10 protein-coding genes and 1 pseudogene are annotated in these 8,427 nt (G+C 50.6%); 4 read left to right on the top strand and 7 right to left on the bottom strand.

Translation table 11 applies throughout. The features are described from left to right. Together AQR02_RS33885 and AQR02_RS09305 are read right to left on the bottom strand one after the other, a co-directional pair. A partial coding sequence (locus tag AQR02_RS33885) for a Gfo/Idh/MocA family oxidoreductase (RefSeq protein WP_425339967.1) occupies positions 1–200 on the bottom strand: 200 nt, incomplete at its 3' end. Further along, entirely contained in the window at positions 193–960 is a 768-nt protein-coding gene (locus AQR02_RS09305) for a sugar phosphate isomerase/epimerase family protein (RefSeq protein WP_054940328.1), read from the bottom strand. The genes AQR02_RS33885 and AQR02_RS09305, both read right to left, overlap by 8 nt. A gap of 310 nt (positions 961–1,270) precedes the next feature. On the opposite strand from AQR02_RS09305, the gene AQR02_RS09300 reads away from it, so the two are divergent. Continuing rightward, on the top strand, positions 1,271–2,089 hold the full coding sequence (locus AQR02_RS09300) for a helix-turn-helix domain-containing protein (protein ID WP_054940327.1): 819 nt from the start codon (positions 1,271–1,273) through the stop codon (positions 2,087–2,089). 440 nt (positions 2,090–2,529) lie between these two features. Continuing rightward, positions 2,530–3,204 (top strand): TIGR00266 family protein, encoded by a 675-nt coding sequence (locus AQR02_RS09290; RefSeq protein ID WP_054940325.1) that lies wholly within the window; start codon positions 2,530–2,532, stop codon positions 3,202–3,204. Positions 3,205–3,294: 90 nt separating this feature from the next. Here AQR02_RS09290 and AQR02_RS09285 read toward each other — a convergent pair whose 3' ends face one another. Continuing rightward, on the bottom strand, positions 3,295–3,768 hold the full coding sequence (locus AQR02_RS09285; protein ID WP_054940324.1) for a Fur family transcriptional regulator: 474 nt from the start codon (positions 3,766–3,768) through the stop codon (positions 3,295–3,297). A 284-nt stretch (positions 3,769–4,052) separates the two neighbouring features. Between AQR02_RS09285 and AQR02_RS09280 the strand changes: the two genes are divergently transcribed. Then, a complete protein-coding gene (locus AQR02_RS09280; RefSeq protein ID WP_108721989.1) occupies positions 4,053–4,631 on the top strand; it encodes a hypothetical protein in 579 nt (192 codons plus the stop codon). A gap of 112 nt (positions 4,632–4,743) precedes the next feature. Beyond that, complete coding sequence (locus AQR02_RS09275; RefSeq protein ID WP_054940322.1) at positions 4,744–5,418, top strand: S-layer homology domain-containing protein; 675 nt, start codon at positions 4,744–4,746, stop codon at positions 5,416–5,418. Positions 5,419–5,487: 69 nt separating this feature from the next. Here the strand turns inward: AQR02_RS09275 and AQR02_RS09270 are convergent, their stop codons facing one another. From AQR02_RS09270 to AQR02_RS33880, 4 genes and pseudogenes are all read right to left on the bottom strand, one after another. Further along, the gene (locus tag AQR02_RS09270) at positions 5,488–6,237 is read right to left on the bottom strand and encodes an amino acid ABC transporter ATP-binding protein (RefSeq protein ID WP_054940321.1); all 750 of its coding nucleotides are present in this window, start codon (positions 6,235–6,237) and stop codon (positions 5,488–5,490) included. A gap of 12 nt (positions 6,238–6,249) precedes the next feature. Further along, a complete protein-coding gene (locus AQR02_RS09265; protein ID WP_054940320.1) occupies positions 6,250–6,918 on the bottom strand; it encodes an amino acid ABC transporter permease in 669 nt (222 codons plus the stop codon). A gap of 22 nt (positions 6,919–6,940) precedes the next feature. After that, positions 6,941–7,780, bottom strand: a complete 840-nt coding sequence (locus tag AQR02_RS09260; protein ID WP_054940319.1) for an amino acid ABC transporter substrate-binding protein — start codon at positions 7,778–7,780, stop codon at positions 6,941–6,943. A gap of 158 nt (positions 7,781–7,938) precedes the next feature. Continuing rightward, positions 7,939–8,427 (bottom strand): annotated as a pseudogene (locus tag AQR02_RS33880) (MFS transporter); the annotation flags it as partial.

Here is an 8,427-nt window from a genome sequence, read left to right as displayed (position 1 = left end):
GCTGCCAAGAGTTCGCGGAAATCAGTATATACTGCAGCACCTTCGGCGCCATACTTGCTGGCAGCCTCCTGAGCGCGTTCTTCAATAATATCGCAGAAGGCTACCATTTCAGCATCACTCTGACGGGATAAGCTTGGCATATGTTTGCCGTTTGCGATTCCACCGCAACCGATAATAGCAATTTTGAGTTTGTTAGACATGAATTTTTCCTCCTTGATTGGCATAGGCTTTAACCCATTTCATACTGTCTTCTACACTTGCAAGCGGCGAGCGGCTGCAGAAATCCTGCTCCACAACTGCCCATTCAACACCGGCCTGATCCGCAGCTTCCAGGATTGCCGGAAGATTCACTTCCCCTTCTCCCAGTACTACGGTTTCAGCTGATCCGTCTTCGAGTTTCTTCATGTCCTTCAGATGGATGATCGGCAGGCGCCCGGCATATTTTTGAATGTAAGCTACAGGATCATAGCCTCCGTAATAGACCCAGCAGGTGTCCATTTCCACTTGAAGCAGCTCAGCCGGCACCTCTTCGAAGATTCCGTCGAAGGCGGTACGCTCTCCAAAGGCCTGTGTGAATTCAAAATCATGATTATGATAGGAAAAAACTGTACCACGTTCCTTGCACTTTTCTCCGATGATGCGGAAATTTGCAACGACCTCTTCCCAGTTGCGCTGCTCTTCGGTCAGATAAGGAATGATCAGGTTGCGGTTGCCAATCTCCAGATTGAAGCTGATTTCCTGTTCCGTATCATTCAGCATGGCATCATACGGACGATGTGCCCCAAGAGCGACCAGTCCAGTTTCCTGAAGCAGCCCCTTTACTTCCTCTGCTGTCCGGCCAAAAAAGTGATAAAATTCCACACCGGCATAGCCCAGCTCAGCTACTTTTCGCAGCGTTCCTTCGAAATCCTGTTCCAATTCTTCTCTAAGTGTATACAGCTGAAGTCCAAGTTTTAACATTGCTCCCACTCCTATTCGGTATAGAGTTAATGTACATACATAAACACTGTTGTTGTCTTATATCAGACACACCTGGTTAGTCACCTGAACAAAAGGGCTGCTAAGCTAAGCTGTCCTATATATCCCGTATCAGTACAATTACTTATCCTAAACTGACTATGTAGCTCTCAGAGCCGCAGCACAGCCCCCTTTTCATGGTTTATATGTTTTTGCATAGCTACATGGTAATATGAAAGCGTATATAATAAAATGAATAATATGATTCAAACATGAACAATTCAGCTATTATTTCTGCCACTCAGGAGGGCCCATGACATACACCGCACCATGCCACGTTTATACCGCCGGATTCTCATTCCACCGCAAGCCCTTCCACATGTCCCGGGCAGACGGCGTCCAGAATTATCTGCTGCGGCTGCAGACGGAAGGCCGTAGCCGAACCCGCATCGACGGTGTCCTTTCTTCGGTGGAAGCTGGAGATTTGATGCTGTTTGCACCGAATGACCCTTATTACTTAAGCATTGACAAAGAGACCTATTCCGCAGGCAAACCGCGGGTCGAAAGCGGAGATTATCACATTTTTTGCGGCGGGCCCTGGATTGAGGAGTGGTGGAACCGTAAGCACCGCCCTGCTGTACTTCGTCTGCCGCTTAGCGATCATTTCCTCGGCCTGTTCCGCCAGCTCGTCCTGGAACAGCGCAGGTTATCCGATTCTTCACCGGAGATTACAGCTTGTTATCTGCAGATTTTATGTATGGAGATTGACAGGCTGATGACAGAGCAGCCGGCAATTTCACCCAAAGGCTACCTCGCCTACCGGATGAAGCAGTATGTGGAGGAGCATGCCGCCATTCCGTTCCGCCTGGAGGATGTAGCAGGCTATGTGGATATTTCCGTCTCGCGTGCGGTTCATCTGTTTAAGGAGGCTTTTGGAACCAGCATTGTTAAGTATGTAAATGATGTACGGCTGGAGATGGCGCGTGAGCGGATCACCTTTAGTCCGATGCCGCTGGAGCATGTGTCTGAAACCTGCGGTTTTGCCAACTATACTTACTTCCACCGCCTGTTCCGCGGCCGATTCGGAATGTCGCCTAGACAATACCGCGTATACAGCAGGGAACAGATGTAGGCCGGGTGAAACCGCCTGCCCTGTATAAGGGCAAATGAAAAGGAGCGCCATCCTGGATGATCCGCTCCTTGTGTTTAACCTTATGCAATTTTTGCTGTTTGCTCGGGGTGACTCTTACGTGCTGGGAGATTGCGCTATAATCCAGTCCTGTTCTCCGATTTTTCTCTGCTACCCAGGTTCCGCTGCGTGCTGCTTTAAGCAGGGCTTTTTGCGTTTTTGTGCGTGCCATTCAGGCAACACTCCTTCAGTTATGAAATCAGTCTGCCGGCTGGCTGACAGTACTTTAATTTTAACATAATTCTCACGGCTTTACCTGTAATACTTGAGTATGAATTAACTGTTACCGGGCTTCTCGCTGGCAGCTTGCAGAATCAGAAAATGGTATGATATAAGTGAATTTAGCAGCGGAGCCAATAAAAAGGCGGAATCGGAGGAATTGGATGAAATACGATGTATTATACGATGGTGCCTTTGCAATGCTAAAAGTGCAGATGAATCCCGGCGAAAGCGTAAAGGCGGAGATGGGTGCGATGGTGGCCATGTCTCCCGGTGTTGAATTAAGAGGCACAGTAGACGGTGGACTCATGCGCGGGCTGGGCCGGATGCTGAGCGGAGAGAAATTTTTCTTCCAGGAGCTGGCAGCAACGCGGGGGCAATGTGAAGTACTGTTGTCTCCGGGTGCGATCGGTGATATTCAAGCCATTGAGCTGGACGGATCGTACAAGCTGTACGTGCAAAAAGACGGCTTTCTTGCAGGCACCCACGGCATTCAGGTCAATACCAAGATGCAGAATCTGACCCGTGGCCTGTTCTCCGGTGAAGGCTTCTTCATTGTCGAAATCAGCGGCAGCGGAACGGTCTTCCTCTCCTCATTCGGGGCGATTCATGCGATCAACCTGGAGCCTGGCGAAGAGATGATCATCGACAACGGACACCTGGTAGCCTGGCCGGACTATATGGATTATAAGATTGAAAAAGCAGCCACCGGCTGGCTGAACAGTTTGACCAGTGGGGAAGCTCTCGTCTGCCGTTTCCGCGGTGAAGGCGTTGTACTGGTGCAGACCCGTAATCCGGGCAGCTTCGGCAACTGGATCAAGTCGTTTGTGCCTTCCTGACCTTAATACACACAAGAAAGCAAGACTGCTCTAGCAGCCTTGCTTTTTTGTGTGTTTGATCTGGACGTTGATCTGAACAGACCGCTTAAGTCAGGATACCGCCTGGCGTTCCTTATCACCCTTACAGCCGGACCGCTTACAGGTATTATAGGTTCCCTTGAAATCAAGCCGGTGGTCCGTCACGCTGAATCCGTATTCCGCCTCCAGCCGCTGCTCCAGCTCCAGAAGCCAATCATCCTTGATCTCCTCCAGTCTGCCGCAGACATTGCAGATCAAATGATGATGCATATGGGCATGGTCGCAGTCCCGCAAATCATAACGGGCCACGCCGTCGCCGAAATTCATTTTCTCCACAATATGCAGCTCGCACAACAACTCCAAGGTCCGGTAGACCGTCGCCAGGCCAAGATGCGGATAGCTGCTTTTCACTCTCATATAAACTTCTTCTACGCTTAGATGCTCTTCTTCATTGTCGAGCAGCACCTTCACGATGGCTTCACGCTGGGGTGTTAATTTATAGTTTTGCGCGGCAAACTGCTGGCTGATATTCGTAATTGGGTTCACTCAGGTCTCCCACCTTTCCGGAAGCATTTCCATCATTCATAGCCTCTGACTCTGAGACAAATTCATGTCCACAAGTTAAGGCCCGCACTTAATAGTAATCATTACGATATAATCATAGCAAAATTACCGTAATATGAAAAGTGCCTACATTTATTATACCATTAATGCCCCAAATTCCGCACAATGAATCAAAAATATCCAGAGACTAAGCATCTGCCCATCCGCGAAGCGGCAAGAATCCATACCTTATAGAGAGTTAATTCCAACATGTGAGGATGGTCCGGATGGCACAACCAAACCGAAGACAGCAAGTCCAGCCTCTTGTAACAGCCCGTCTTCTGCGCCGGGTAGCCAAGGCCATGCTGCCCTTTTACCGGAAAATTGCCGGAAACCGCAGCTTTGCCAGGCAATGGTCGGCCGCTGTAGTCAAAGCAGACCTAAGTCTGATGGGCCGGCTGCTATCCGGTATACCCACTCTTGCCGGTGTGAACAATTATGGAACGAACGGCATCGGATATTTTATCTCATTCCCTTTCCCGCTGCCTGTTGCCTTCTACACGAATGGAACGACGATCCCGCCAGGCTCGGTGCAATTCACGTTTAGTACCATGGTACACCGCGCCGTTGCCCGGTCAGTTCTGCCTTTTTACAAGAAGATTGCTGTATCCCAAAGCTATGCCGAGGATCTGGCTGTGGCAATCAATAGCAATCAGAGTAAAACCGTAAATGCCATGGTCCGCAGATACATCAAATCCCAAACTCTAAAGTCTATAACAATAGAAGAGCACGGCCTCGCACTGCTGTTCAAAACCCGGTTCAGTAAATACCCCTACCGCAACCTGCTGTTTCAAGAGAGTATGTAAGCAATTCAGGAAAGACAAAATTATAGCTGGCATGCAACTTTTCCACATTCTGCTGCGTCAAAGGAGTTGAACATGGCCAAGCGGCCCAACTTAAGCCAGAGGTGGAATGGTGATGAACATGAAAAAGAGTGCTTTTGCTGTAATAACAACGGTTTCGCTCCTCTCCTTTTCGCTCGGGAGTCCTATGTTTGCGGCAGGCGGTACCTTCAAAGATATTAGCAATGTGACCGGCAAAGAGAAGATTAACGCACTAAAAGCACAAGGCCTGATCAAAGGGATATCCGATACGCAATTCCTTCCAGGTTCTAAAGTGACGACAGCCCAGGGGGTACAGTTCATCTCCGGGGGTCTGCAGTTGAGCCTGGCTGCAATTGATTTCAATAAGGCTCCTGTAGCAAGTGATATTTTCAGCAAAGTAAAAGACAAGGTCTGGTATACGGAAGCATTCATTAACGCCTACTATAATGGCATTGAAATTCCGGCTGATATCGACCCGGCCAAGCCGATTACCAAGGAACTGTTCACGAACTTCCTGATTCAGGGCTTAGAAAAAGCGGGCAATCTGCCAATGATTAATATTGTCCCGGTTGATATCGCTGACGACGATGCACTGGATCCCTCGTATCAGGGCAGTGTGCAGCGCTCCCTGAAGTACAACATCAATACCCTGGATGCAAACGGCAAATTTAATCCGAAAAGCGAGCTTACCCGTGCAGAAGCGGCTGTAATGCTCTACAATGCACTCGAATATCTGAATTCCCGCAGCAATGGAACACCCGGTAATTAATCAGGAAGCTTATAATACTGTATACAAGATAAATAAAGGCAGCCCGGACCTCCCGGACTGCCTTTATGTTTACTCCTCCCCGCTGAGCCTGTCCAGGAACTGCAGGGCACGCGGATTCTTTGTCTGCCTGAGTACCTGCTGCGGAGTCCCCTGCTCCACAATGACTCCCTGATCCATCAGGATGATTGTATCCGCAACATCGGCGGCAAACTTCATCTCATGCGTTACGATCACCATGGTCATTCCTTCAGCAGCCAGCTGCCGGATGACCTTCAGCACCTCACCCACCAGCTCGGGATCCAGCGCAGAGGTCGGCTCATCGAACAGCAGCACCTCCGGTTCCACCGCCATCGCCCGGGCAATAGCCACCCGCTGCTGCTGGCCGCCGGACAGCTGATGGGGATAGGACTCCGTCTTATCTGCCAGTCCTACTTTGGCCAGAAGCTCCAAACTCCGCTTTTTCGCAACTTCTCTGGAACACTTCTGGACCGTAACTTGTCCCTCCATTACATTGCCCAGTGAGGTCATATGCGGAAACAGATTGTACGACTGAAAAACCATGCCTGTTTTTTGGCGCAGGCTGAGTACCGTCTTCCGCGGAATTTGGCGGTTATCCGTGAAATCGATCCTGAGTCCGGCCAATTGCAGGGTTCCCCGGTCAGGGATCTCCAGCAGATTGAAGCAGCGGAGCAGCGTGGTTTTGCCGGAGCCCGAGGGGCCAATGATAACCAGCACCTTTCCGTGCTCCAAACGGAGATCAATTCCCTTCAGGACCTGCAGCGGTCCGAAGGATTTGTGCAAGTCTTGAATTTCAATCACGAAGCCGCCTCCTTATCTTGCCGAGTAACGGTCAAACCGTCTCTCCAGCATATTTTGCAGTACGGACAGCACTGAGCAGAACAGCAGGTAGAAGAGCGCGGCCTCGCAGTAGAGCAGCAGCGGTTCGTAGGTCGTTGCCGTAATCTGCTGCGCTGTTCTGAACATTTCCACATAGGTAATGCTGGCCGCAAGCGAGGTGTCTTTTACGAGACTGATAAAAGAATTTGATAAAGGCGGAACGGACACGCGCGCTGCCTGAGGCAGAATAATTCTGCGCAGCGCCTGCACCCGGGTCATTCCGACCGAAAATGCAGCCTCCCATTGGCCTTTATGTATCGATAGTATGGCAGCGCGGACAACCTCGGAGGAATAGGCTCCGACGCTGAGCGTAAAACCGATCACTGCAGCGATAAAAGGATCGAGCACAATGCCAGCCGACGGCAGGCCATAGAAGATAATAAAAAGCTGCACCAGAAGCGGAGTCCCCCGGATGACCCAGACATAGAATCTGGCGATTAGCTGTGGAATCCTCCAGGATGAAAGCCGCATGAGCGCTGTAACCACCGCAAGCAGCAGCCCCAGTGCAAATGAAACCAGCGCCAGCGGGATAGTATAAGCCACCCCTGCTTTGAACAGGGGCAGCAGCGAATCCAGGAAAATGTGCAGCTTGCGGTCATCCATCGCTAAGAAACTCCTTCATTCATTATTTAGACACGTCTGCCCCGAAGTATTTCTCGGAAATGCCCAGGTACGTCCCATCTGCCTTCATCGCGGATAGCGCCTCATTCACTGCCTGCACCAGCTCCTTATTTCCTTTGAGGAAAACAGCGGCACTGTGGGAGCCTTCTGCGATTTCATCCACCTGCTTGATCTTTACATCCGGCTTCTGCTTCTTCAAATCCAGAAAGGACAGACCGTCGTTAATCGTCGCATCAATCCGGCCGGAAACCAGCAGGTCAATCGCCTGATTGAAGCCCTCCACCGCTACAATCTCCGCACCGTTCTCGCGCGCAATGTCTGACAGATTACTGGTCAGCGACTGCCCGGCTTTTTTGCCTTTGAGATCTGAGAATTTCTTAATGTCGTCATTGTTTTGACCCACGATCAGCACTGCTTTGGAGACTACATACGGATCGGAGAAGTCGTATTTCACTTTGCGCTCCTCGGTGATCGAGACCTCGTTAAAAATGGTGTCGAACCGCTTCGCATCCATTCCGGCAAACAGGCCGTCCCACTGGGTTTCAATAAATTCCGCTTCCACTCCCAGGCGTTTGGCTATCTCTTTGGCAATATCTACGTCAAAACCGGTGAGTGTCCCGTTTGCATCATGATACGTAAAGGGGGAGTATGTCCCCTCTGTCCCGATCCGCAGCTTTCCGGCCGCCTTTACCGCTTCAAGACTGTTCTGCCCGGTCGGCGCAGCCGTTGCCTCCGTGCCTCCATTGCCTGCAGTCCCTCCGCCGTTTGCATTGTTCCTATTGTTGCCGCATGCTGTCAAAAGCACGCTAAGCAGTAACAGCGTCGTTAGGCTCCATTTTTTCAACGCCTATTCCTCCTTCTATCTTAATAATTACTTTCACATAGACTGAAGTTATCATGCCCAAATAAACGGGATTTTTTCTTCGCATTTCGCAGCAGATGACAAAAAATACCCCGCCGCACCAAACCGGTGCAGCGGGGACATTCGGCAACCATTTTCCGTTATCCGTGCATGATTTCAGGTTGCCGCTTACTTTCACCTTCTGCGCTTTTACGCCCTCTGCGCAGCAGCAGACCAAGTACTGCACCGCCAAGCGCGACATAGATCATGATGTGGAACGTATCGGCAAAACCCTGGGCAAGCACCTTCTGTGTAGCCTGCTTCAGTATTTCCGGGGAGGCGGATGCAACGTCAACTCCCGAAGCCGCGGCGGCAGCCTTCATGTCAGCTCCGCGCGATGCTGCCCTGGAGGTAAGAATGGTGACCAGAGTGGATACGGCCAGTGAATTGATGACCTGCTGCATCGAATTGGTCAGTGACGTCACCCGGTTAACGAGCTGGCTCGGGGCTTTGTTAAGCAGATGGGTATTCATCGGCATCATCATCATGCCCATGCCCGCACCGCACATGATCAGCGGAATTATCAGATCATGGCGCTGTGTAGTCAGATCTACATGGGAATATTGGAACAGCGCACCTGACACTAGAGT

Origin of the sequence: Paenibacillus ihuae (assembly GCF_001368795.1) — a bacterium.
In the GTDB taxonomy this organism is placed as follows: Bacteria; Bacillota; Bacilli; order Paenibacillales; family Paenibacillaceae; genus Paenibacillus_AQ; species Paenibacillus_AQ ihuae.
Note: the sequence above shows the minus strand (reverse complement) of the source record. Positions and strands in the feature narration are given on the sequence as shown.

Bases quoted from the DNA above. Each gene is read 5' to 3' on its own strand.
- AQR02_RS09305 (WP_054940328.1), bottom strand. From the start codon at position 960: ATGTTAAAACTTGGACTTCAGCTGTATACACTTAGAGAAGAATTGGAA.
- AQR02_RS09300 (WP_054940327.1), top strand. From the start codon at position 1,271: ATGACATACACCGCACCATGCCACGTTTATACCGCCGGATTCTCATTC.
- AQR02_RS09290 (WP_054940325.1), top strand. From the start codon at position 2,530: ATGAAATACGATGTATTATACGATGGTGCCTTTGCAATGCTAAAAGTG.
- AQR02_RS09280 (WP_108721989.1), top strand. From the start codon at position 4,053: ATGGCACAACCAAACCGAAGACAGCAAGTCCAGCCTCTTGTAACAGCC.
- AQR02_RS09275 (WP_054940322.1), top strand. From the start codon at position 4,744: ATGAACATGAAAAAGAGTGCTTTTGCTGTAATAACAACGGTTTCGCTC.
- AQR02_RS09265 (WP_054940320.1), bottom strand. From the start codon at position 6,918: ATGGATGACCGCAAGCTGCACATTTTCCTGGATTCGCTGCTGCCCCTG.